This window comes from Streptosporangium sp. NPDC006013 (assembly GCF_040614275.1).
Lineage (GTDB): Bacteria > Actinomycetota > Actinomycetes > Streptosporangiales > Streptosporangiaceae > Streptosporangium.
This window is the reverse complement of sequence record NZ_JBEXUE010000121.1, coordinates 1-23,607: the sequence shown is the minus strand read 5'-3', so window position 1 is coordinate 23,607 and position 23,607 is coordinate 1. Positions and strand designations below refer to the sequence as shown.

At 69.5% G+C, this 23,607-nt stretch carries 24 protein-coding genes; 11 read left to right on the top strand and 13 right to left on the bottom strand.

All coding sequences use genetic code 11. From position 1 onward, the window contains the following. Positions 1-140 precede the first annotated feature (140 nt). The gene (locus ABZ260_RS20175) at positions 141-593 is read right to left on the bottom strand and encodes an ATP-binding protein (protein WP_355619624.1); all 453 of its coding nucleotides are present in this window, start codon (positions 591-593) and stop codon (positions 141-143) included. Positions 594-741: 148 nt separating this feature from the next. On the opposite strand from ABZ260_RS20175, the gene ABZ260_RS20170 reads away from it, so the two are divergent. The 3 genes from ABZ260_RS20170 to ABZ260_RS20160 all read left to right on the top strand — a co-directional run bounded on the left by ABZ260_RS20170 (position 742) and on the right by ABZ260_RS20160 (position 1,992). Further along, a complete protein-coding gene (locus ABZ260_RS20170; RefSeq protein WP_355619621.1) occupies positions 742-1,569 on the top strand; it encodes a helix-turn-helix transcriptional regulator in 828 nt (275 codons plus the stop codon). Continuing rightward, positions 1,557-1,769 carry a DUF397 domain-containing protein gene (locus ABZ260_RS20165; protein ID WP_355619618.1) on the top strand — a complete coding sequence of 71 codons (213 nt, stop codon included), beginning with the start codon at positions 1,557-1,559 and terminating at the stop codon, positions 1,767-1,769. Before ABZ260_RS20170 ends, ABZ260_RS20165 begins: the two co-directional genes overlap by 13 nt. Positions 1,770-1,866: 97 nt before the next feature. After that, a complete protein-coding gene (locus tag ABZ260_RS20160; RefSeq protein ID WP_355619615.1) occupies positions 1,867-1,992 on the top strand; it encodes a hypothetical protein in 126 nt (41 codons plus the stop codon). A gap of 543 nt (positions 1,993-2,535) precedes the next feature. Here ABZ260_RS20160 and ABZ260_RS20155 read toward each other — a convergent pair. The 5 genes from ABZ260_RS20155 to leuA all read right to left on the bottom strand — a co-directional run bounded on the left by ABZ260_RS20155 (position 2,536) and on the right by leuA (position 9,236). Continuing rightward, a complete protein-coding gene (locus tag ABZ260_RS20155) occupies positions 2,536-3,819 on the bottom strand; it encodes an FAD-binding protein (RefSeq protein ID WP_355619612.1) in 1,284 nt (427 codons plus the stop codon). 278 nt (positions 3,820-4,097) lie between these two features. Then, positions 4,098-4,412 (bottom strand): SSI family serine proteinase inhibitor, encoded by a 315-nt coding sequence (locus tag ABZ260_RS20150; RefSeq protein WP_355619609.1) that lies wholly within the window; start codon positions 4,410-4,412, stop codon positions 4,098-4,100. Positions 4,413-5,110: 698 nt separating this feature from the next. Next, on the bottom strand, positions 5,111-5,614 hold the full coding sequence (locus ABZ260_RS20145; protein ID WP_355619606.1) for a MarR family transcriptional regulator: 504 nt from the start codon (positions 5,612-5,614) through the stop codon (positions 5,111-5,113). A gap of 13 nt (positions 5,615-5,627) precedes the next feature. Further along, on the bottom strand, positions 5,628-7,322 hold the full coding sequence (locus ABZ260_RS20140) for an FUSC family protein (RefSeq protein ID WP_355619603.1): 1,695 nt from the start codon (positions 7,320-7,322) through the stop codon (positions 5,628-5,630). 201 nt (positions 7,323-7,523) lie between these two features. Beyond that, positions 7,524-9,236, bottom strand: coding sequence for a 2-isopropylmalate synthase (gene leuA, locus ABZ260_RS20135; RefSeq protein WP_350913286.1), 1,713 nt, complete (start codon positions 9,234-9,236; stop codon positions 7,524-7,526). Positions 9,237-9,530: 294 nt separating this feature from the next. Here leuA and ABZ260_RS20130 point away from each other — a divergent pair, with 294 nt between their 5' ends. Continuing rightward, complete coding sequence (locus ABZ260_RS20130) at positions 9,531-9,776, top strand: DUF2630 family protein (RefSeq protein ID WP_350913284.1); 246 nt, start codon at positions 9,531-9,533, stop codon at positions 9,774-9,776. Here ABZ260_RS20130 and ABZ260_RS20125 read toward each other — a convergent pair. From ABZ260_RS20125 to urtA, 7 genes are all read right to left on the bottom strand, one after another. After that, complete coding sequence (locus ABZ260_RS20125) at positions 9,770-10,834, bottom strand: hypothetical protein (protein WP_355619600.1); 1,065 nt, start codon at positions 10,832-10,834, stop codon at positions 9,770-9,772. The genes ABZ260_RS20130 and ABZ260_RS20125 overlap by 7 nt on opposite strands. Next, positions 10,831-12,204, bottom strand: a complete 1,374-nt coding sequence (locus ABZ260_RS20120; RefSeq protein ID WP_355619597.1) for a transporter substrate-binding domain-containing protein — start codon at positions 12,202-12,204, stop codon at positions 10,831-10,833. Before ABZ260_RS20120 ends, ABZ260_RS20125 begins: the two co-directional genes overlap by 4 nt. Before the next feature lie 113 nt (positions 12,205-12,317). After that, the gene (urtE, locus tag ABZ260_RS20115; protein WP_343978534.1) at positions 12,318-13,007 is read right to left on the bottom strand and encodes an urea ABC transporter ATP-binding subunit UrtE; all 690 of its coding nucleotides are present in this window, start codon (positions 13,005-13,007) and stop codon (positions 12,318-12,320) included. Beyond that, on the bottom strand, positions 12,985-13,743 hold the full coding sequence (gene urtD, locus ABZ260_RS20110) for an urea ABC transporter ATP-binding protein UrtD (RefSeq protein WP_355619593.1): 759 nt from the start codon (positions 13,741-13,743) through the stop codon (positions 12,985-12,987). The genes urtE and urtD overlap by 23 nt, the downstream gene beginning before the upstream one ends. Continuing rightward, on the bottom strand, positions 13,740-14,849 hold the full coding sequence (gene urtC / locus ABZ260_RS20105) for an urea ABC transporter permease subunit UrtC (RefSeq protein WP_355619590.1): 1,110 nt from the start codon (positions 14,847-14,849) through the stop codon (positions 13,740-13,742). The genes urtD and urtC overlap by 4 nt, the downstream gene beginning before the upstream one ends. After that, positions 14,846-15,712 carry an urea ABC transporter permease subunit UrtB gene (gene urtB, locus ABZ260_RS20100; RefSeq protein ID WP_355549161.1) on the bottom strand — a complete coding sequence of 289 codons (867 nt, stop codon included), beginning with the start codon at positions 15,710-15,712 and terminating at the stop codon, positions 14,846-14,848. Before urtB ends, urtC begins: the two co-directional genes overlap by 4 nt. 120 nt (positions 15,713-15,832) lie before the next feature. After that, positions 15,833-17,068 carry an urea ABC transporter substrate-binding protein gene (gene urtA, locus ABZ260_RS20095; protein ID WP_350913270.1) on the bottom strand — a complete coding sequence of 412 codons (1,236 nt, stop codon included), beginning with the start codon at positions 17,066-17,068 and terminating at the stop codon, positions 15,833-15,835. A 303-nt stretch (positions 17,069-17,371) separates the two neighbouring features. On the opposite strand from urtA, the gene ABZ260_RS20090 reads away from it, so the two are divergent. The 7 genes from ABZ260_RS20090 to ABZ260_RS20060 form a co-directional block, all read left to right on the top strand. Beyond that, positions 17,372-18,928 carry an endonuclease/exonuclease/phosphatase family protein gene (locus ABZ260_RS20090; protein ID WP_355619587.1) on the top strand — a complete coding sequence of 519 codons (1,557 nt, stop codon included), beginning with the start codon at positions 17,372-17,374 and terminating at the stop codon, positions 18,926-18,928. A gap of 139 nt (positions 18,929-19,067) precedes the next feature. Beyond that, a complete protein-coding gene (locus ABZ260_RS20085; RefSeq protein ID WP_343978549.1) occupies positions 19,068-19,370 on the top strand; it encodes an urease subunit gamma in 303 nt (100 codons plus the stop codon). A gap of 22 nt (positions 19,371-19,392) precedes the next feature. Continuing rightward, the gene (locus tag ABZ260_RS20080; RefSeq protein WP_355619584.1) at positions 19,393-19,719 is read left to right on the top strand and encodes an urease subunit beta; all 327 of its coding nucleotides are present in this window, start codon (positions 19,393-19,395) and stop codon (positions 19,717-19,719) included. Beyond that, a complete protein-coding gene (locus tag ABZ260_RS20075) occupies positions 19,709-21,424 on the top strand; it encodes an urease subunit alpha (protein WP_355619580.1) in 1,716 nt (571 codons plus the stop codon). The genes ABZ260_RS20080 and ABZ260_RS20075 overlap by 11 nt, the downstream gene beginning before the upstream one ends. A 28-nt stretch (positions 21,425-21,452) precedes the next feature. Then, entirely contained in the window at positions 21,453-22,130 is a 678-nt protein-coding gene (locus ABZ260_RS20070; RefSeq protein ID WP_355619577.1) for an urease accessory UreF family protein, read from the top strand. 27 nt (positions 22,131-22,157) lie between these two features. Then, positions 22,158-22,826, top strand: coding sequence for an urease accessory protein UreG (gene ureG, locus ABZ260_RS20065; RefSeq protein ID WP_355549150.1), 669 nt, complete (start codon positions 22,158-22,160; stop codon positions 22,824-22,826). Positions 22,827-22,922: 96 nt separating this feature from the next. Next, positions 22,923-23,607: urease accessory protein UreD (locus ABZ260_RS20060; protein ID WP_355619574.1), on the top strand; the 685-nt coding region annotated here is incomplete at its 3' end.

Here is a 23,607-nt window from a genome sequence, read left to right as displayed (position 1 = left end):
GGGGCACGGGGGAAGGCCCCGGCCGGACGTCTGGTGTCGGCCCTGCCCCTCTCCTTTCGAGGGAGCGACAGGACTTGAGGGGGAGAAGAGCAGTTGACCGCCGGCCTCCGCGCGGTTCGCGGGGAGCCATGTTCGTCTCCCTATTCGGAGACCGGTTCGGGAGTCGACGGGTCACCAGGGGGCGGAGTGGCCCGGATGGCGCACCAGACCGTACGGCCCAGGCCGCGACCGTGCTCGCGGGTTCCCCACTCAAGGGAGATCTCACCGACGATCAACAGTCCTCGGCCGTCTTCGGCATCTGGTTCTTTTCGGACATGAGGTCCCGAAAATATTGAACCAGGGTCATTAACCTCCACGTAGACGATTTCCATCGTCGTGCTGAGGGTCAGGCCAATGAAGTCACCGGCGCCGGAATCGGAATGCTTGATCGAGTTTGTTACCAGCTCGGAAGTCGCCAGTACGATGTCGTCGACCATTGGATGATCGACACCGAGCCATTCGCGCACTTCAGAGCGGGCTCGTGAGACGGATTCACGAACGCTGGGCAGATCGACGCGACCGAGAATCCTCGGCTCCGGAGTCGTCGCTTTCATGGTTTCACCCGCTTAGAAGAATCATCTCCGATCGGCCTTCCGACCATCCCAGCTTCCGGCTACAGTCGGTAGTTGCTTGACTTCAATCAGCTATCAACAGTTTCAATGAAAGGTCCCTTGAAACCGCTGACTCTCCCCGGGAGGTCAGATGCCAAAGGAAAGCGAGCTTCGCCCTACCGATTCGCCGACCGCTCTCTTCGGCTTCGAGCTGCGACGGCTACGCAAGGCCAAAGGCTGGTCCCAGATCCGGCTGTCCAAGGCCATTCCCTATTCGGTCGGGACGATCAGCATGATCGAGACCGCCAAGCGGTCACCGACGGAGGAGTTCGCCCGCTACTGCGACAAGGCCCTGGAAGCCGAGGGAGCCCTGATGCGGCTCTGGCCGATGGTCAGCCACGCCTCGGCTCCGCCCTGGTTCCGGCCATGGCTCGACGTGGAGGCCACCGCGGAGTCGCTCCGCACCTGGGAACCACTGATCGTGCCTGGCCTGCTCCAGACGGAGGACTACGCCAGAGCCATCCTGAGCGGCGACATCGGCGTGACGTCCGAGCAGATCGAGGAACAGGTGACCACTCGAATGGAGCGACAATCCATTCTCAGACGCCCCAAACCCCCTTTGTTCTGGGTAGTCATCGACGAAGCGGTCCTTAACCGCCCGATCGGCAGCCACGCTGTGATGGCAGCGCAACTCTCTCACCTTCTTGAAGCTGGTCAGGCCCCCCGGATCACCATTCAGGTTCTTCCCTTCAAGGCATACTCAACGACCGGCCTCGCCGGTGGGTTCGCCATCGCACAGGCTCGGGGAACCTTCGACACCGCATACGTCGAGTCTGCTGGGGTCATGAGCCGAGTAACAGAGCGACCAGAGGACGTGAGCGTTTTAACATACAGATACGAGGGGATTCGTTCCGAAGCACTGTCCCAGCGCGAGTCCCTAGAATTGATCAAGGAGACGACGCAGCGATGGACGAGTTGACCCAGGAACTCAACACTGCCGTCTGGCGCAAGTCCTCCCTGTCAGGACCTGACGGCGGCAACTGCGTTGAAGTCGCCGAGTTGTCCGGCGGCCGTAAAGGCGTCCGAGACAGCAAAAATCCAACCGGCCCCGCACTGGTCTTCACCCCCGGCGAATGGGACGCGTTCGTCAAGGGCGTGAAGGACTGCGAATTCGACTGACCGCTCCCCCTGTTTCCGAGGTTTCACCGGAATGCACTCGGCACGAGCACCGGACTGTCTCCCTCCTCCTGACGGGGCGGCCCATGATCCCCGAGGCGTGCCACGACCCCGCGGCGACGATCACCGTGGGGCCGTCAACAACCCCTACCGGGAGAATGCCTTCTGTACGGCACCGCAGATGACCTCGCCGTTCCCCATGCAGGAAGGTGAGGACGGCAAGTGACCCGGTGACGGCAGGAAGGGCCCCACTGCAGCACGCGCAGCTGCTGCGTGCTGGCGGCGTCGTCGGAAGTCTCCTTGCCGGGCTTCACCTCGCCCTCCACCGGCACGTCGCCGGCGCCCACGAGCTTGGCGCCGAGCACTCCGGTGTAGACAGCCGGCCGACGACCAACCCCGAAGATTGCGCTCGGCATGCTCACACCCCATGCGTGAGCCCTATCCAGCAGGCGACCCTTATGGCGCAACTCTTTCATATAAGAAAGGGTTGCGCCGTGACTGGAAGTAGCGCAATGGCCACCTTCGGTTCTGTCGGCGAGGCACAACGGGGCCTCGTGTCGACGAGGCAGGCGGTCCAGAACGGCGTCTCCAATCTGGACATGACCCGGCTCACCCAGGATGGGGTGCTCAACCGTGTCGCTTATGGCGTCTACCGCGTTTCAGGTTCACCCGCCGATCCGCTCACCGAACTGCGTGCCGCATGGCTCATGCTCGAACCACAGACCGAGGCCGATGTCCGGATCCATGCTGTTGTGGCCCTGCCGAACCCTTACGGGTGCTCTGCCCCCGCGAAGAGGTGGTCGTTGACGAACGGGTTGCGGAACTTGCCCGTGGGGTCGAGGTCGGCGGCCAGCCGCCGGAAGTCCGGTAGCCGGTCGTACCGGGACGCCAGGCGCTCGGGGCCCATCAGGAAGAGCTTGCCCCAGTGGGGGCGGGCCTCGAAGGGCTCCAGCAGATCCTCGATCACGGTGAGCACCCGGCGCACCGCGGGCCAGTCCTTCTTCCAGGTGAAGTGGACCGCGACGACGTCCTGGCGGTAGGAGGGGCTCAGCCACAGCTCGTCCGCCGCGACGGTGCGGATCTCCGACACCTGCAGGACGGGGGAGACGACGTCCCTGACCCCGTCCAGCGCGCGGAGCGCGGCCAGGGCGTGGCGGCGCGGGAGCAGATACTCCGACTGGAGCTCCTCCCCGCTGCTCGGGGTGAAGTCCAGGCGAAAGTGCGGCAGCCGGTCGTACCAGGGGCCGGGCACCCCCAGCTGCGCGGTGCAGTTGACGGCGGACAGCCCCGGCAGCGGGTGCCGGTCGGCCGGCGCGGCCGTGGCGTCCAGCCAGCGCGACACCGGCTCCCACGGGCTCGACTCGCCGTCACGCCGCTTCACCCACACCTGGTCGATCACCGGGCCGTCCCATCCGGTGAACATGCTCACGCTGTACCCGGCCGAGGTGATCTCCTCGAAGTGCTCCTCAAGGCGCGCCCACGGCAGGTTCTCGTAGACGTGCTGCCGCACCTCGAAGGCCGGGACGACGTCGAGGACGATCCTGGTGACGACTCCCAGCGCGCCGAGCCCGACGACCGCCCCCGCGAAGCGGTCGCCGTCCCGCTCCCGGCTGAGGAAGGTGGCCTCACCGTCGGCGGTGACCAGTTCAAGGCCGGAGACCGCGGTCGCCAGGTTGCCGTTGGCGTCGCCCGAGCCGTGCGTGGCCGTGGCGCAGGCACCGGCGACCGAGATGTGCGGCAGCGAGCCGAGATTGTGCAGCGCGTAGCCCGCACCGTGCAGATAGCGGCTCAGCTCGCCGTAGCGCACCCCGGCGCCGACCGTGACCGTGCCGCGTGCCGGGTCGAGCTCGGGCCCACCCGGCAAGTCCTCCAGCGAGACGAGGTCACCGCCGGGACGGTCGGCGATCTCGTTGAACGAGTGCCGGGTGCCGAGTGCCCGGACGGCGTCGCTGCCGGCGACCAGTTCCTGGAGCTGCTCCATGCTGCCGGGGCGGTGGAACCGCGCGGCGCCGTAGGTGATGTTGCCCGCCCAGTTCAGCAGCCGTCCGGTCAAGTCGTGCCCTCTCTACGCCTCGCGCCAGGCCGTGCACGGCGGATGCGCGCCGCACCCGGGTGACCATGCGAGGGCGCGACGACGGCATCACCGCCCCAAGGGTATTTCAGGCTCGTACGGCGGCGGAATGCCCCGCCGCAGTGCAGGCCGATGTTCCGGGGATCGGTGAGCACCTCCACCGGCGATCGGGCCGCCGTTTCACGACGGGCGGCGGCCCGATCCTCTCCGGGCGCCGGCGGGTGGGTGCTCTCCTCTCCCGGCCCCTTGAAGGTCAGGACCTAGAAGTCGAAGACCGGACCTGTCGCGGCGCGCATGTCGCACTCGTTGCTGAAGGTCCGCCGGTACTGGATGTACTGGCCGTCCCATGTGCCGGTCGCACTCGCCGTCGTGGGGTCGTACACTCGCGCGCACCCCATCCACGTCGGCCCGACCCGGGCCGGGTCGCCCTGCGCCGGGTAGAGCGCCGCGCACGCGTCCGCCGCGCGCGGGTGCGTCCCGAAGACCGGCGAGCAACTGAGCTGGACGCTACGGGTGCCCGACCTGTCCGCGACGGTCAGTGCGAGATCCCTGCCCAGTGGTACGCCCACCGTCACGGGCCACGACGGAATCGGGCGCGGCGGCCACGGAGTCGGCCACGGCGGAATCGGCCATCCGGTCGGCCTTGGCGGGAACGGGCGCGGCGGCCACGGAGTCGGCCACGGCGGAATCGGGGTCGGGCGAGGTGGGATCGGCTGGCCCCAGGTGCCGGGTGGCCACGGGAGCGGAGGCCGCGGCGGGAACGGAGGTCGTGGGGGTGGGATCATCGACCCGGGCCCCGGAGGCAGCGGCCCCGGCCCCGGTGGCATCGGCGGTCGCGGGGGCAGCATGATCGATCCGGGTCCTGGGGGCATCGGCCGCGGCGGCCACGGAGGTGGATCGGCGATCGGCCGGCCCGCGGCCGGATCGGGCCCCCGGCCCGGCGGTTGCGGCAGCGCGTCCGCGGCGGCCGTCGTGCCGCTGAGAAGGACGAGCCCGGCGGTGGCCAGGCCAAAGATACATCGCATGAATTCCCCCGATGAATACGAATTCCGTACATAGCCGAAAATGTCGCTTTCGGTGTGTTCGGGGGGAGCGAATTACGCCCTGAGCTGGAAAGATGCTATGTCGCTAACGATGGGGCACCTCGGAGCGACTCGCCGCGGAATGCCATGAATTCACCAGTTTGGAAAGGCCTCGGCCGAACCCGCTTCGTACCGCCGGTCGCCATTGCGGAAGCAGGATGCCAGGTGACGGCGCCCGCACCGGCGCACGTTCAGAGCGACCGGACGCCCGGCCGTCCCTCCAGCAGGAGGAGCAGCTCGCCGAGGAGTTCCGCCAGCTCCCGCTGCCGCTCCACGGCCAGGCCGGCCAGCAGCGACGCGTCGTAGTCGACCTGCTCGGGGAGCATCCGGTCGATGAGCGTACGGCCCTGCTCGGTGAGCGAGAGGTGGGACACCCGCCCGTCCCGGTCGTCGGGACGGCGGGCCACCAGTCCGCGCTCCTCCAGGAACCGTAGCCGCTTGGTGACGGCGGCGCCGGAGGCGAAGGTCTCCCTGGCGATCTGGCTGGGGGTGAGCTCCCGATCCAGCCGCCGCAGCGCGCCGAGGATGTCGAACTCGGACCGGGTCAGACCGTACTCGCGCAGCGGCGCGTCGGCGGCCTGCTGGATCAGCAGGGAACAGCGGTTGAGGCGGCCGATCACGGCCATCGGCGCGGTGTCCAGCCCCGGGTGGACGCGCTGCCACTGGCGCATCACCTGCGCGACGATGTCCTCCACGCCCCCGCTTCCCTCATCCGCTGATCGACTTTGAGGCGACTCTATCCCGGGCGGGTCCCCTCAGGCGCGCGAGCGTACGGTGGCCCTCCTGCTCGGCCTGGGCGATCTGTTCCGCCGGCAGCACCCGCTGCCACCACTCGCCGGCGGCGACCTCGGCGGCCTCCCGGAGTTCCACCAGGGCGGCGACGAGCAGGCCCCGGGCCCGGGAGATGTCGCCGGGGCCCGCGGAGCCGCTCTCCAGCAGGTGTCCTGCCGCGGCCTGGGTGACGGCCACCCGGTGCAGGGCGGCGTCGATCCGGCCGGCGGTACGGCGGTTGGTCACCAGCAGGCAGCCGAGCAGTCCCGCCACGACGCCCACGCAGGTGTCCAGCCAACGGTCGGCGACCAGCTGCCCGGCGGGCTGGTATCCGGAGAACTCGGTCAGCAGAAGGGCCATCGGGGTCACGCACACCGTGCCGAGCCAGTAGTTACGGGTGATCAACGCCTCGGTGCAGAACTGGAGGAGCAGCACCAGCGACACCAGCGCGAGCTGCCCGGTGCGGCTGATCGGCAGCAGCAGGGTGAAGGCGAGCAGTCCGAACACGCTGCCGAGGGCGCGCTGCAGCGCCCGCTGCCAGGACAGCACGGCATTGGCCTGGAAGACGGAGGCGGCCATCACGACCGCCCAATAGGGGTGACCGACCCCCAGCGCCATCGAGGTCAGCCCGGCCAGAGCGGAGCCGACGGCGACCCTGATCCCGATCGGGAACAGCGCGGAGGCCGGATGGAACGCCCGCAGCACACTCGGCTCGCGGCTCCGGACGGCCCGTTCCATCGCGATGCCGGTCAGCTCGGCGGCCTCGTTCCCGGTGAGGCTCGTGCGGGGCAGCGGCCGGTTCCGGCGCAGGTCGGTGGCCCAGCCCGTCAGCCGGGCGGCCTCGGTACCGAAACCCGTCGCGAGGGTCTCCTCGGCGTGTACCAGCAGGCGCTCCAGCGCGCCGCGGTTCGGGCTCGCGGGCACCGGCAGGAGAGTGCGCCAGGCGGCGTTCACCGCCGCGGCGGCGTCATGGCGGACCCGGGGTACCGGGGTGATCCACGCCGGGGTGTCGTCCTGGGGGCCGCGTCGCGAGGGGGCCGCCCGCGGGAGCCGCGCGACCGCCTCCAGCGCGCGGGCGACGGCGATCCGCTGGGGGCCCTCGGGCCGGACGAGCGCCGGGGCCATGCAGACCAGCCAGGCAAGGAGGGCGCCCAGTGCGGCGAGCGCCAGGTGGAAGGGCACCTCACTGAGCCGCTGGGGAATGAAGGCACAGGTCGCGGCCATGAAGGTGAAGATCAGGTTCCCGGGCGGGCCGATCCGGGTGGCGTCGCAGACCACCTTGTGCAGGGCGGCCAGCACCGCGGACACGATGATCAGGATCGCGGTGGACCGGGTGAGGCCGGACGTGACGAGCGCCACCCCCACCCCGCCGATCATGCCCAGCGCCACCCAGATCAGGCTGCGCGCCCGCGCCGCGTACGGCAGACCATGCGCGTACAGGGCGCACATCGCTCCGGCGGAGGTGTAGACCGCCAGATCCAGCCGGCCCATGGCGAGAAGGATCAGGTCGGGGATCGCCAGCGCGATGACCGCGCTGAGCGCGTGCTTGTGCCAGATGTCGCCGAACCGGCCGAGCCGGAACACTCCCCTCAGCGGCAGTCGCCGCGTCCGTCCGCCCGGCTGTTCCTTCATGATCCCCGTTCACATGATTAGCAAGTGTTTTACCTATAAATTATATGGCGCCAGGACGACCGGTTTCCCCACCGCCCCGGCCACCTGCCGAGACGACTCGACCGCGCGTCCGCGGGTTACGCGGGAGGCGCGGTCGAATAGGCGACAGATGACCTTGTGGATCGTTGTCGGACGCGTTGCCCCGGCGGGTCGTGCCGGGGACTAGCGGTTGGCGCGGTTGACCGCGGAGATGACGGCCTTGAGCGCGGCGGCGGTGGTGTTGGCGTCGATGCCGACACCCCACAGGGCCTGGCCGGCGATCTCGCACTCGATGTAGGAGGCGGCCTTGGCGTCGGTGCCGGCGCTCAGGGCGTGCTCGGCGTAGTCGAGGACGCGAACCTCGATGCCGACCCTGGCCAGGGCCTCACAGAAGGCGGAGATGGGACCGTTGCCGACACCCTCGACCTCCCGGATCTCCCCGTCGATCCGCAGGTCGGCGCTGATCGCGTCCTTCTCGTCGCCCTGGGAGGCGGTGCGGTGGGCCAGCAGGCCCAGCCGGCCCCACGGGCCGACCTCGTTCGGCAGGTACTCGTCGGTGAAGATCTCGAACATCTGGGCCGGGCTCACCTCGCCGCCGAGGGCGTCGGTGCGGCCCTGGACGACACGGGAGAACTCGATCTGCAGGCGGCGTGGCAGGTCCAGCTGGTGGTCGGCCTTCATGATGTAGGCGACCCCGCCCTTGCCCGACTGGCTGTTGACCCTGATGACCGCCTCGTACGTACGGCCGATGTCCTTGGGGTCGATCGGCAGGTAGGGTACCGCCCAGGTGAACTCCTCGACCGGGACGCCCGCGGCGGCCGCGTCGCGCTCCAGGTGCTCGAAGCCCTTCTTGATGGCGTCCTGGTGGGATCCGGAGAAGGCGGTGTAGACCAGCTCGCCGCCCCACGGGTGGCGCGGGTGGACGGGGAGCTGGGTGCAGTACTCGGTGATCCGGCGGATCTCATCGATGTCGGAGAAATCGACCTCCGGGTCGATGCCCTGCGAGAACAGGTTCATGCCCAGCGTGACCAGGCAGACGTTGCCGGTGCGCTCTCCGTTGCCGAACAGGCAGCCTTCGATCCGGTCCGCCCCGGCCAGGTAGCCCAGCTCGGCGGCGGCGACGGCGGTGCCCCGGTCGTTGTGGGGGTGCAGGGAGAGCACGATCGAGTCGCGATAGGCCAGGTTGCGGTGCATCCACTCGATCTGGTCGGCGTAGATGTTGGGCGTGGCCATCTCGACGGTGGCGGGCAGGTTGATGATGACCTTGCGGTCGGGGGTGGGCTGCCACACGTCGTTGACGGCGTCGCAGACCTCCACCGCGTACTCCAGTTCGGTGCCGGTGAAGGACTCCGGGGAGTACTGGAAGTAGATCTCCGTGCCGTCCATCTCGGCGGCCAGCTTCTTGCAGAGCTTGGCGCCCTCGACCGCGATCGCGGTGATGCCCTCGCGGTCCTGGCCGAAGACGACCCTGCGCTGGAGGGTGGAGGTGGAGTTGTACAGGTGGATGATCGCCTGCTTGGCCCCGCGCACCGATTCGAAGGTCCGCTCGATCAGCTCGGGTCTGGCCTGGGTCAGGACCTGGATCACCACGTCGTCAGGGATCAGATCCTCTTCGATGATCTGCCGTACGAAGTCGAAGTCGGTCTGGGAGGCGGCGGGGAAGCCCACCTCGATCTCCTTGTAGCCCAGCTTCACCAGCAGCTCGAACATCTTGAGCTTGCGGTGGGGGTCCATGGGGTCGATCAGCGCCTGGTTGCCGTCACGCAGGTCGACGGCACACCACCGGGGTGCCCGCTCGATGACCTTGTCCGGCCAGGTCCGGTCGGCCAGCCGGATCGGCGCGAAGGACTCGTAGCGCTTGAACGGCATGGGGCTGGGTTGCTGCTGCGGATACATGCAAAGGCTCCTCGACTGGGAAAACAATCGTGGCCGACACGCATGGCTCGCTCCGCGACGAGGGAGCCGGCCCTTACAGGCCCTCGTCGCGGCAGCTAAGAAGCAGCCCGCGCAGCATGCATAGCACGCTATCAGACGGGTCCGAATGCCCGAGCCCCGGTCTCACATGGCGGAACTCGAAGATCTCCGGGAGCCCGTCCGAGGATGGGCACGCGACGCGAAGCACGCCGGCGCCACCGGCTCGGCTTCCGACGGTACGGTCACCTGAGGAGAACTCTGACAGGGGGAACTGCCATGAGGGACGTCGACATCCTCGCCCACATCAACGAACTCATCGCCGAGGAGCGGGAGCTCCGGAAGAGACTGACTTCGCACTCGATCTCCTCGCATGAGGAGAACAACCGGATCCAGCAACTGGAGGAGGCTCTCGACCAGGCATGGGACCTGCTCAGGCAGCGCCGGGCACGCCGCGAGTTCGGTGAGGACCCCGACTCCGCCGCGCCCCGCCCGATCGACGAGGTCGAGGACTACCGTCAGTGACCGCCCGCCCCGAAGGCCCCTGCCGGAGTCGGAGTCGGAGTCGGGGACGGGGACGGTGAGACGGGAGCGGGTTCCGCGGCCGGGCGGCCCTCGCAGCGTGAATCGGCCGGGGTCCGCTGCGAGACCGGGGCGAGCCAGGAGATCACGCTCTGTTCGACGTACCAGCCGTGCAGGTTCGCCCATGTCCTGGGCACCTCGCCGGGGTCGGGGCAGAGCACCTTCGACCGCAGCCGCTCGTTGGAGATGAAGCTCACCGCACCGTCGCGGTGCAGGACCGTGGTCATCAGGTCGTCACTGGCGACCATGTAGCCCACGAGCACCTCGGAGGACTTCTCCCCGGTGATCTCCAGGGCGATCAGCGGGAGGATCGGCGCCCTCATCACGACCGCGCCGACCAGGAACGGGGTGAACACCGCCATCGCGATCGCGATGCCATGGGTCAGCACCCTGGCCGACGCCGCGGGCACCGGGCCGGTCAGCAGCGGCGCGCACACCGGGGGGAGCGTCAGCAGGATCGCGGTCGCCACGTCCCGCTCGGCGAACGCGGTGACGACGGCGGGCCACAGCAGCACGTACGACAGCACCGCGGCGATCAGCGGCAGCGCGTAGCAGAACGTGGTCCGCAACTCCTCGTGGGCCGGGAACCGCTCGCGCACGATCAGGCCCGCCAGCGCGAGCGACAGCATCATCAGCGTCGGCAGGAAGCGCAGTTGCCAGGTGCCCACGCCCACCACGACGGCCAGGCACGCGACCCAGCCGGGCAGCCGCCGGGCCGCGCGCACCAGCCATGAGGAGCGGCCCGTGCTGATCCAGCAGAGGGTGCCGAGGAGCCGGCCGCCGACGACGACGACGGGCAGCACCCACACCGTGGTCAGCAGGATCGCGCTCAGCATGCCCAGCGGGCTGATGGTCTGCACGAGCAGGAGCAGCGTCTGGGTGTCCTGCCGGCTGGCGTACCACAGCCGCATCACCAGCAGGACGATCGGGAACACCGGCAGCAGCGTGAGGAACCACTCCTGGTTCCTCGGCGCGTCCCTGACCCGCCTGTCGGTCTTCAAGGTGCGGAGGGACAATCCTGGACGGGGAGGGTCCGCTCCCACGGCCAGCGGCGCACCGGCGGGGGAAGCGCGCACGGCTGCTCCGCCTGGGCCACGTTCACCCCCGGGTTGGTCTTCAGCAGCGGCTCGATGTGGGTCTTGTACGCCTCCTCCCAGCGCTGGTTCTGCGGATCGGCGTAGGAACGGTAGAGCGCGAGGTCGACCAGGGTGCGCAGCGCGGCGTTGGGCCCCGCGTTGACAGCCCACATCTCCGTCTTCTCCAGCGCGATGTCGTGGTGGCGCAGGTTCCTGTCCTGCGCGACGAACCCGGCCAGGAGTGCCGCGTCGGTGGTCACCGCGTCGATGTCGCCCCTCTGGAGACGCTCCACGCACTTGCTGATCAGGCCCTCGGCGATGGGGTTGCCCCTTATCGCCTTGCTCAGCTCGACCAGGGAGGTCGAGGTCCCGAGCGAGCAGACCTTCTTGCCCTCGAGCTGCCCCAGGGAGGCGACGTGCTCGTCCTCATAGTCGGATCTGGTCACCACCGACTGCTCGGTGAAGAGGTAGGGCGTGGAGAAGCCGACGGAGGGGTCCGCCTTGCGGTCGGGCGTCACGCTGAAGGTCGCCACCACGAGGTCGACCCTGACGAATTCCCCGTTCTCGTTCCGGGCCTGCATGCGCGCCCTGTCCTCGGTCTCGATGGACATGAACTCGACCTGGTCGCGCCGGAAGCCCAGATCCGCCGCGATCATGTAGGCGATGTCGATGTCGAAGCCCTCGAAGCCGCTCCCGTCCTTCGACCTCAGGGCGATGCCCGGGGTGTCGTCCTTCACGCCGATCCGGAGCCTGTCCTTGCTGAGGAGTCCCGCCTTCTCCCGCAGCTCGGCCTCGGTGGGCGGCCCGTTCACCCACGCGATGGACACCCCGACCACGACCGCTGCGACGACCAGCGCGATCCAGGCCGTCAGCCGGAACCGGCGGAACCCGCGCCTGGCGGGCGTCCCCGGCGGATCGATCCGCGCCCCGGGGTACGCGTCCTCGAAGGGCCGCACATTCTCGGGCCGCGGGTCGCGGCCGTACCTGTCGTCGTCCCACCGGTCACGCTCGTACCGCTCGTCGAACCGGCGCTCATGACCGTATCTGTCGTCGTCCCACCGGCCGCGCTCGTACCGGCCGTCGAAGCGCCGCTCACGGTCATGTCGATCGTCGGACCATCGGTCACGATCGTCACCGGGCGATCCGCCGGTCTCGGCGCCCGATCGCCCCTCGCGCTCGTCGTCGGCCGGCCTGCCGGCCTCGCGGCCGGGCTGCCGGTCGGAGCGACCGTGATTCCCGGGAGGGTCCGGTGTCCCCTCCGCTCGCGTTCCCCCGTCCGCAGGTTCCTCCGCCATGACACCCCCGGACTCCCTTTTTGCTGGGTAGGTTATGTCGCCGTCGCCCGCAGCGGGAGGTTCTTCATCAAGAAGAGATCAAATACGACTTTCTTGATATGAAATAGTGCGGTTCACACGGCGAGAAGGCGGTGAATTTCCTCCCCGTGTAATTCCTCCACCGCCCCCGAATGAGCGACGTGCCCGGCGTCGAGGATGAGAAAACGGTCGGCGAGGCGGAGCGCCAGGTCCAGATACTGTTCGACCAGCAGGAGCGACAGGCCGGAGGCGTGCAGCCGCTCGATCGCCTCCTCGATCTCGATGATGATCGAGGGCTGGATGCCCTCGGTGGGCTCGTCCAGGATGAGCAGCCTGGGCCGGGTGACGAGCGCGCGGGCGATCGCGAGCTGCTGCTGCTGTCCGCCGGACAGGAATCCGGCACGCCGCTTGAGCAGCGGCTTCAGACGGGGAAAGGTCTCCAGCGCCTCCTCCAGCGCCTCCTGCGGGCCGCCAGAGGCCTCCAGTGTGACCTGAAGGTTGCCGAGCACGCTGAGCTGAGGGAAGGTCTCGTGCCCCTGGGGGACGTACGCCATGCCGAGCCGTACCCGCTCGTGCGGCGGCAGGCGCGTCACGTCCCGGCCCTCGAAGGTGACCGAACCCGCGGTGGCGGGCAGCACGCCCATCACGGTGTTGAGCAGGGTGGTCTTGCCCACCCCGTTGCGGCCCATCACGCACACCAGTTGCCCTGGCTCCACCCGCAGGGAGACCCCGAACAGCACCCGGGCCCTGCCGTAACCGGCGTCAAGATCCTGTACTGACAGCATCTCCGCGCTTCCTTCCGAGATAGACCTCCTGCACGCGCGGGTCGTCGCGGACCTGGTCCACCGAACCCTCGATCAGCACCTTGCCCTCGTGCAGGACGGTGACCTGCGAGGCGTACCTGCGCAGGAACTCCATGTCATGTTCGATCACGATCACCGTGTGGTCGTTGGCCACGGACGTCAGCAGCTCGCCGGTCCGTTCCCGCTCGTCCTTCGACATCCCGGCCACCGGCTCGTCCAGCAGGAGCAGCTTGGGGCTCTGGGTGAGCAGCATGCCGATCTCCAGCCACTGCCGCTGCCCGTGGGAGAGCACCCCCGCGGGCCGGTCCGCCAGCTCCCGCAGCCCCGTGGTCTCCAGCGCGTCGGCGACGGCCGTGGAGATCCCGCGCCTGCGCCGGGCCAGCGACCAGAGCGGGCGGCGGAAGGAGGCCGCCAGGTCGAGGTTCTCCAGGACCGTGAGCTCCTCGAAGACCACCGAGGTCTGGAAGGTGCGCCCGACGCCGAGCCTGACGATGCTGTGCTCGCGCAGGCCGGCCAGGCTGCGGCCGTCGAAGACGACCTCGCCGGCGGTGGGGCGGGTGAGGCCGGTGATGACGTCGATGAGCGTGGTCTTCCCCGCGCCGTTGGGGCCGATCAGGAAGCGCAGTTCCCCCGCCTCGACGGTCAGGTCGATGCCGTCGATGGCGCGGAAGCCGTCGAAGACCACCGACAGCCCGCGTACCTCGATGATCGGGCTCATCCGACCTCCTCCATGACTCTCCTGCCGGGGGCGTCGTCCGTGGGCGGGGGTTCCGGGGCCGTGGGGCGCTTCGGCCACCGGGCCAGGGCGTCGCGGGCCGACGCCGCCAGGCCGAGGATCCCTCTGGGGGCCAGGGTCATCACCAGGATGAACAGCGCGCCCTGCAGGTAGAGCCAGCCGTCCGCGAACTGCTCGCTGAAGGAGGTCTTGGCGTACCCCATGACGACCGCGCCGAGGATGGCCCCGGCGAGGGCGAACCTGCCGCCCACCGCGACCGCGACGACGAGTTCGAGCGAGGGGACCACCCCCAGCAGCGCGGGCGAGATGATGCCGACCACCGGCACGAACAGGGCACCCGCCAGCCCGGCCATGCCCGCGGAGATCGCGAAGACGACGGTCTTCACCCTGGCCGGGTCGTAGCCGAGGAACCTGACGCGGTCCTCGCCGTCCCTGATCGCGACGAGCAGCCGCCCGAAACGGCTGCCCACCAGCTGGCGGGCACCGAGGTAGAGCAGCCCGGTGACGATCGCGACCACGAAGTAGAGCCCGCGCTGGGTGGAGTCCGCCGCCAGGTCCTGGCCGAACAGGTCGAAGAAGTTGGTCAGACCGTTGGTGCCGCCGGTCAGGCCCTGCTGGCCGACGAGCAGGATGACGAACGCGGCGGCGAGCGCCTGGGTGAGGATCGCGAAGTACGCGCCGCGCACCCGCTGGCGGAACACCAGCAGGCCCAGCACGGTGGCGATCAGCATCGGCCCGAGTACGACCATGGCCAGCGCGAACACCGGGTTGGCGAACGGTTTCCAGAGCGCGGGCAGCTGCTCGACCCCGCTCCAGACCATGAAGTCGGGCAGGTCTCCCTGGGCGTCCACCAGCTTCAGGTGCATGCCCATCGCGTAGCCGCCGAGCCCGAAGAACACGCCCTGGCCCAGGACGAGCATGCCGCCCTGCCCCCAGGCCAGTCCGATGCCCAGGGCGATGATCGCGAAGCAGAGGTACTTGGCCAGCAGGCCGAGGCGGAAGGGTTCCAGCAGCAGCGGTGCGACGACCAGGGCGAGCACGGCCACCGCCGCGAAGAGCCCCGGCCCTCTGAGGCGGGTGAGATTCATGTGAGCGCCCTCGAGCGGAGTACGAACAGGCCCTGCGGGCGGAACTGGAGGAAGGCGATGATCGCGGCGAACACGATGACCTTCGCCAGGCTGGCGTCGCTCCAGAACTCGGCGTAGGAGTTGAGCAGGCCGAGGCCGGCGGCGGCGATGACGGCGCCGCGCAACTGGCCGAGCCCTCCGGCGACGACCACCAGGAAGGCGTCGACGATGTAGTAGGTGCCCAGCGCCGGGCCGACGGGGCCGATGAGGGTGAGCGCCACCCCGGCGACCCCGGCCAGCCCCGAGCCGATGAAGAAGGTCCGCTGGTCCACCCGGGCGGTGTTGATGCCGCTGACCGCGGCCAGCTGCCGGTTCTGCATCACGGCCTGCATCCGGCGGCCGGCGCCGGTGCGGTTCATGTAGGCCCAGATGCCGATGACCGTGGCGACCGCCAGGCCGAAGATGAACAGCCGGTTGTACGGCAGGGACGCGATGCCGCCCTGCAGCCAGGTGGGTGCCTGGACCTGCACGTTGGGCGCCCCGAACAGGTCGCGGGCGAGTTGCTGGAGCACGAGGCTGACGCCCCAGGTGAGCAGCAGGGTGTCGAGCGGGCGGCCGTAGAAGTGCCGGATCGCGGTCCGTTCCAGGATGAGCCCCATCAGCCCGGCGACCAGGAAGGCGACGGGCAGGGCCACGATCACCGCCATCCGGCCGGTGAGGTCCTGGAGCAGGTAGGCGGTGTACGCCCCGGCCATGATGAACTCGCCGTGGGCCATGTTGATCACGCCCATCTGACCGAACGTGAACGTCAGCCCGAGGGCGATGAGGAGCAGCACGGCGCCGATGGACAGGCCGATCGGGAGCTGGTTGAGAAAGGCCTCCACCGAAGGTCCCCTTCCTACGAGTGTGTGGCTCCGGAACCGGGCCGCGCTGCGGTTGTGGGCGCGCCACGGTACTTTCCGTGATCTGGTCACGGCCCGGTCCGGAGCCGGTCTTGAGGGGGGTCAGCCGGTGGCCAGGCCACTCGCCCAGGGGTAGCCCTTGAGGTAGGGGTCGGGCTTGATCGGCTGGCCGGAGTTCCAGACCTCCTTGATGAGACCGTCGGGCTGGATCACCCCGATCCTGGCCGTCTTGTACATGTGCTGGTTCTCACCGTCGATGGTGACGAGGCCCTCGGGACGGTCCAGCGCGATGCCGCCCGCCGCCTTCCTGACCGCCTCGACCTCGACGCTGCCGGCCTTCTTGACGGCCTCGGCCCAGAGGTAGACGGCGTTGTATCCGGCCTCCATCGGGTCGGAGGTCACCTTGTCCGCGCCGTACTTGGCCTTGAACGCGGCGACGAACTTCTCGTTGGCCGCGTTCTCGGTGGTCTGGTAGTAGTTCCAGGCGACGGGGTGGCCGGCGATGTTGTCGACGCCGATGCCCTTGACCTCCTCCTCGGCGACGCTCACCGACAGCACGGGCATCTTCTCCGCGGTGACCCCGGCGCTGTTGAGCTGCTTGAAGAAGGCGACGTTGCTGTCGCCGTTGAGGGTGTTGAAGACGGCGTCCGGCTTGGCCTGGAGGACCTTGTTGGTCAGCGTGCTGTACTCGGTGTGGCCGAGCGGGGTGTACTCCTCACCGAGGATCTCCATGTCGTTCGCCGCCGCGTACGCCTTGATGATCTTGTTGGCGGTCCGGGGGAAGACGTAGTCGCTGCCGACCAGGAAGATCTTCTTCTTGCCCTGTTCCTTGAGGTAGTCGAGGCCGGGGATGATCTGCTGGTTGGTGGTGGCGCCGGTGTAGAAGATGTACGGCGAGCTCTCCAGCCCCTCGTACTGCACCGGATACCACAGCAGGGCCTTGCTCCGCTCGAAGACCGGCAGCATCGCCTTGCGGCTGGCGGAGGTCCACCCGCCGAAGGTGGTGGCGACCTTGTCCTGGCGGATGAGCTTGGTGGCCTTCTCCGCGAAGGTGGGCCAGTCGGACGCGCCGTCCTCCACCACGGGGACCAGCTTCTTGCCGAGCACTCCCCCGGCGGCGTTGATCTCCTCGATGGCGAGCAGTTCGGCGTCCCTGACGGTCACCTCGCTGATGGCCATGGTGCCGCTCAGCGAGTGCAGGATGCCGACCTTGATGTCTCCGTCACCGCCACTCGCGGCGGCCGCGTCCTTGTTCGCAGGGGCTTCACCGCCGCAGGCGGTCAGCGTCGCGGCCAGCGCCGCGACGGCCACCACGGAGCACCATGCTGTCTTCCTCAATGACTTTCCTCCTTGCCGGTACGGCCCCCGCACCGATCTATCTGCCGCCAAGGTGACTGAGTGAGGTTTCCCGCCTAGTTCGCGGTTGTTAATTGCGTCTTACCGGCATATCACCGCCGTGACAGAGCGCAGCGATACAGGCAGGCTGCACACACTTGTACAGACAAATCGCGAACCGACGTGATACTGAGCAGCGGTAATGAGTTTCCGGTGCGCGCAATCTGAATGACAGTCGTCATACACCATGCCGTTACCGGGGCGCTTCAGGCTTATCTCGCCTCAAGAACCCCATAAGGAGCCTGAATGCGCCGGTTATTCATGGTGGCGGCAGCCGTAGTGACACTCGGTCTGACAAGCGGCCTGGTGAACGTCCCTGCCTTCGCCGCCACGGACGGCACGCTGAACGTCATCTCGACTTCGGTGAAGGCCGGTGAACCGATCAGCCTGACCTACTCCACCCCCCGCCCCGACCCGAAGAACTGGATCGGCCTGTATACGGACCCCGGCAGCGGCCCGGTCGCCGAGAAATACGTCGGCCCCTCCCTGAAGTGGGTCTACATCCCCGAGGGCTCCGGCACCGCCACGCTGCCCACCGACGGTCTCGAACCGGGTGACTACGTCGCCTACTCCCTGGCCAAGGACGGCTATGCCTGGCTCGCCCAGCCCGTCAAGTTGAAGATCGCGAGCGCCGAACCACTGCACTTCGTCGGCGACCGCGTCCCGCTGCGCAACGCCCGCGCGCTGAAGCCGTACACCGCGACCGTCGGCGGCCTCACCCGGGGTGACGCCGAGGGCCTGACGTTCCGCAAAATCTCCGGGCCCCGCTGGGTCACCGTCGGCTCGGACGGCAAGATCTCGGGCACCCCGCGCCCGCCGGACGCGCGCCGGCCCGCGGCCGTGGGGATCGAGGCGCGCAACGGCGCCGGCGAGACCGCCTCGGTGACCGCGGAGATCGAGGTCAGGGTTCCGGGCGCCAAGCTCGTGCCCGACCTCAAGGCGATGAGCTGGAACCTCTGGCACGGCGGCAGCCAGGTGAAGGGCGCCCGCGAGAAGCAGCTGAAGTTCCTGCTCGACCACGACGTGGACGTGGTCGGTATGCAGGAGACCTCCGGCACCTCCGCGAAGGAACTGGCCGAGGCGCTGGGCTGGGAACACTTCCAGGCCGGGAACGACCTGGGCATCGTCAGCCGCTACCCGATCACCTCGCGCGGCCCGCTCCCGGCCGCGTCGGGACTGGCCGGGATCACCGCCAGGATCCGGGTCGACGACCAGCACAGGCAGGACGTCGTCATCTGGAACGTCCACCTCGGCTACACGCCCTACGGTCCCTACGACGCCTGCTTCGGGAAGATGAGCCACGAGCGGCTCCTGGCCAACGAGGTCTCCTCGGGGCGCACCCCGCAGATCACCGCGGTCCTCGCGGCCATGCAGTCCGACCTGCGGGACGCGAGGCGGACCCCCGTCCTGCTGACCGGTGACTTCAACGCTCCCTCGCACCTGGACTGGACGCCCGCGACCAGGCGCTGCGGCTATGACTCCGTGGCCTGGCCCGCCTCGGTCCTGCCGGAGAAGGCGGGCCTGAAGGACTCCTTCCGGGTCGCCCACCCCGACCCGGTCGCCGCCCCCGGCATCACCTGGTCACCGATCTACCCGACCTTCACCGGCGGCTACGGCCACGACGCCCACAAGGGCGAGCCGGAGCCGCAGGACCGGATCGACTTCGTACACTACGCGGGCGATCTCCGGGTGCTGGACTCCAGCGCCCTGGTCGAGGGCACCCCCGCCCCCATCCCCGGCCACTCAGGCAACGCCTGGACCTCCGACCACGCCGCGGTTCTGACCACCTTCAGGATGCGTTGACCGGACGCACCGAACCTCCCCGCGGAGGAAGGGCGGCTCCATGCCGCCCTTCCTCCGTTCGTACAGCCCGCGCCACCTGGAAACCGACACGACATCGACGTGCAACGTCACCGAAACCACCGGTTCCTATGGTCCGGGAATGCGGCTCACACCACACGAGCAGGAACGCCTGCTCATCCACGTCGCCGCCGGTCTCGCCCGCGACCGCAGGTCACGTGGCCTCCGGCTCAACCACCCCGAGGCCACCGCGATCATCGCGTCCTTCCTCATGGAGGGGGCCAGGGACGGGCGGACCGTCGCCGAACTGATGGAGGCGGGGCGCAAGGTGCTCTCCCGCGACGACGTCATGGAGGGGGTGCCCGAGATGCTGTCGTCCGTGCAGATCGAGGCCACCTTCCCCGACGGCACCAAGCTCGTCACCGTCCACCAGCCGATCCCGTGACCCCAAGGAGCGGTGAGCGCCGATGACACCCGGCGAGATCCTGTACGGCGACACGCCCATCCCGCTCAACCCGGGCCGCGAGCGCGTCACCGTCCGCGTCGTGAACATCGCGGACCGGCCGATCCAGGTCGGCTCGCACTACCACTTCTCCGCGTGCAACCCCGGCCTGGAGTTCGACCGCCAGGCGGCCTGGGGCACCCGGCTCGACGTCCCCGCGGGTACGGCGGTGCGGTTCGAACCCGGTGTGGAGCGCGACGTGACCCTCGTGCCGATCGGCGGGCTGCGGATCGTCCCCGGTCTCCGTCCCGAATGGGCCGGACCTCTCGATGGGAGTCCCGGTGTTCATTGAACGATCCCGCTACGCCGCGCTCTACGGCCCCACCGTCGGTGATCGGATCAGGCTGGCGGACACCGACCTGCTCATCGAGGTCACCGAGGACCTGTCGACGGGCCCCGCCGGAGCGGGCGACGAGGCGGTCTTCGGCGGCGGCAAGGTCATCAGGGAGTCGATGGGCCAGGCCAGGACCACCAGGGCCGAGGGCGCGCCCGACCTGGTGATCACCGGCGCGGTGATCCTCGACCACTGGGGCGTGGTCAAGGCGGACATCGGAGTCAGGGGCGGCCGCATCGTGGCGATCGGCAAGGCCGGAAACCCCGACACCATGGACGGTGTCCATCCGGACCTGGTGATCGGCCCCTCGACCGAGATCCTCGCGGGCAACGGGAAGATCCTGACCGCCGGGGCGATCGACTCCCACGTCCACCTGATCTGCCCGCAGATCCTCGACGAGGCCCTCGCCGCGGGAGTGACGACCATCGTGGGCGGCGGCACCGGGCCCGCCGAGGGCACCAAGGCCACCACCGTCACCGGCACCTGGTACCTCGCCCGGATGCTGGAGTCTCTCGACTCCTACCCGATCAACGTCGCGCTGCTCGGCAAGGGCAACACGGTCAGCCGCGAGGGGCTGCTGGAACAGCTCCGCGCCGGGGCCTCCGGTTTCAAGCTGCACGAGGACTGGGGCACCACCCCGGCCGCCATCGACGCCTGCCTGTCGGTGGCCGATGCCACCGGCACCCAGGTCACGATCCACACCGACACCCTCAACGAGGCCGGGTTCGTGGAATCGACGCTGGCGGCGATCGGCGACCGGATGATCCACGCCTACCACACCGAGGGAGCCGGCGGCGGGCACGCGCCCGACATCATCCGGGTCGCCTCCTACGGCAACATCCTGCCGTCCTCGACCAACCCGACCCGCCCGCACACCGTCAACACGCTCGACGAGCACCTCGACATGCTGATGGTCTGCCACCACCTCAACCCGTCCATCCCCGAGGATCTGGCGTTCGCCGAGTCCCGGATCCGGCCGTCCACGATGGCGGCCGAGGACATCCTGCACGACATGGGCGCGATCTCGATGATCGGCTCGGACTCGCAGGCGATGGGCCGGGTGGGCGAGACGATCATCCGGACCTGGCAGACCGCGCACGTGATGAAGCGCCGTCGGGGGGCTCTGCCGGGTGACGGCCCCGCCGACAACCTCAGGGCCCGGCGCTACGTCGCCAAGTACACGATCTGCCCGGCCGTGGCCCACGGCCTGGACGGCGAGGTCGGCTCGGTGGAGACCGGCAAGCTGGCCGACCTGGTCCTGTGGGACCCGGCCTTCTTCGGTATCAAACCGAACCTGGTGGTCAAGGGCGGTGTGATCGCCTACGCCCAGATGGGCGACGCGAACGCCTCCATCCCGACCCCGCAGCCGGTCATGCCGCGCCCGATGTTCGGTGCCGCCCCGGTCACCGCCGCCGCCACGTCCGTCCACTTCGTCGCCCCGCTGGCGATCGAGGATGGCCTCGCCGACCGGCTGGCCGTACGCAGGCGCCTGCTGCCGGTGGCCGACGTCCGCCGCAGGGGCAAGGAGAGCATGCCGCTGAACGACGCCATGCCCAGGATCGACGTCGACCCCGACACCTTCGCGGTCAGCATCGACGGCGACCTGATCGAACCCGCCCCCGCCGAGACCCTGCCCATGACCCAGCGCTACTTCCTGTTCTGATCTCCTGCCCGGCCGAAGGGAGCCCCGGATGAACGCCGCGCTGCTGCTGCTGGCCGATTCCCGGCTGCCCGCCGGGGGGCACGGTCACTCCGGTGGCGTCGAGGAGGCGGTCAGGATCGGCGCGATCCACGACCTCGCCGGCCTCGCCGCCTTCCTGCGGGGCCGGCTGGCCACCGCGGGCCTGGTGACGGCCGCCCTCGCCGCCGCGGCTTGCGATCTCGGCGCGTCTCCCCCCGCGGCGACCGGCCGCCCGGAGTGGACGCGGCTGGACGCGGAGGCAGACGCCAGGATCTCCTCGCCCGCCCAGCGGGAGGCGAGCCGCACCCAGGGCAGGCTGCTGCTGCGGACCTCGCGGAGGATCTGGCCCTCCCCGGTGCTCGACACGCTGGCCGGGGCCCTGCCCCAGGGCGCCCACCACCCCCTCGCGCTCGGCGCGGTTGCGGCCGTGGCGGGATGCTCCCCCGCCGAGGCCGCCCTCGCGGCGGCCTACACCTCCGTCACCGGACCCGCCACGGCGGCGGTACGGCTGCTCGGCCTCGACCCCGTCGCCGTTCACCGACTGCTCGCCGATCTCGCCCCGGCCTTGGAAAGGGTCGCGGCCACCGTCCCCACCGGCTGGGAGGCGCTGCCCGCGCATGCCTCCCCCGCGCTCGACCTGCTCGCCGAACACCACATTCGTGCGGATCTACGACTTTTCGTCTCCTGACGATCATCTGGAAGGACGGTGACCCATATGGGCGCCAACCACGACGACCACCACCACGCGGCCGACCCGCACGGCCGGGCGTTACGCCTGGGCATCGGAGGCCCCGTCGGCAGCGGCAAGACCGCGCTGACCGCGGCGCTGTGCCGGACACTCGGCCCGTTCATGCACCTGGGCGTGGTCACCAACGACATCTACACCACCGAGGACGCCGACTTCCTGCGCAGGGCGGGCGTGCTCGACCCGGAGCGGATCGTCGCCGTGCAGACCGGGTGCTGCCCGCACACCGCCATCCGGGACGACATCGCGGCCAACCTCGACGCGGTGGAGACCCTGGAGGAGCGGTTCGGCCCGCTCGACCTGGTGATCGTGGAGAGCGGCGGGGACAACCTCACCGCCACCTTCAGCAGGGGCCTGGCCGATCGGCAGATCTTCGTGCTGGACGTGTCCGGCGGCGACAAGGTCCCGCGCAAGGGCGGCCCCGGCGTGACGACGGCCGACCTGCTCGTGATCAACAAGACCGATCTGGCCCCGATGGTCGGCGCGGACCTCACGGTCATGTCACGCGACGCGGCGGCCGTACGGGACGGCAAACCCGTGCTTTTCACCTCAATCAGGGAGGATCCACGAGCGTACGCGGTCTCCGAATGGGTCACCGGCCTCGTCGAGTCCTGGGCCCACGAGCACTCCCACGCCTGACCCATGCCCCTCACCGATCCGGTCCCCGCACCCGTCCTGCCCGCTCCGGCGCCGGCGGGGTCCGTACCACGGCCGGAGCGGGCAGGACGGCGGGCGATGAGAGCGCGGGCGGCGATCGCCACCCGGCGGGACGCGGCCGGCCGGACCGTCCTCGCCACGATGCGTTCCGGCCCACCGCTCACGCTGCGGGCGACCGCGCCCGGCCGGGTGCACCTGGTGTCCACCGCGGCGGGTCCGCTGGGCGGTGACGATCTGGCCCTCGACATCGAGGTGGCGCCGGGAACCGAACTGGAGGTGCGGTCGGTCGCGAGCACTCTGGTGCTGCCCGGCCCCGCGGGGGCCGAGTCACTGATGACGATCACGGCCCGGGTCGGCGCGGGCGCCTCGCTCAGGTTCGCGCCAGAACCGACGGTGCTCGCGGCGGGCTGCCTGCACCGCATGGTCGTCCGGCTCGACCTGGCCGAGGACGCGCGGGTGCGCTGGCGCGAGGAGATCGTCTTCGGCCGGTACGGCGAGCGCCCCGGACGCTGCCACTCACGCTTCGACGCCGTTCTCGGAGGGGTCCCGCTGCTCCGGCAGGAGTTCGTGGTGGGCGACCCGGAGATCGACGGCAGTCCCGCCGTCTACGGCGACGCCCGCTGCGTGGGCAGCATCCTGATCACCGGCCGGGCGCCGGAGACGGTGGTCGCCGAAGTGATCAACGCCGACCCGGCCAGCCACATCACATCCGAGACTCCGCCGTTCCTGCTGTTGCACGGCGACGACGACCGCATCGTGGCTC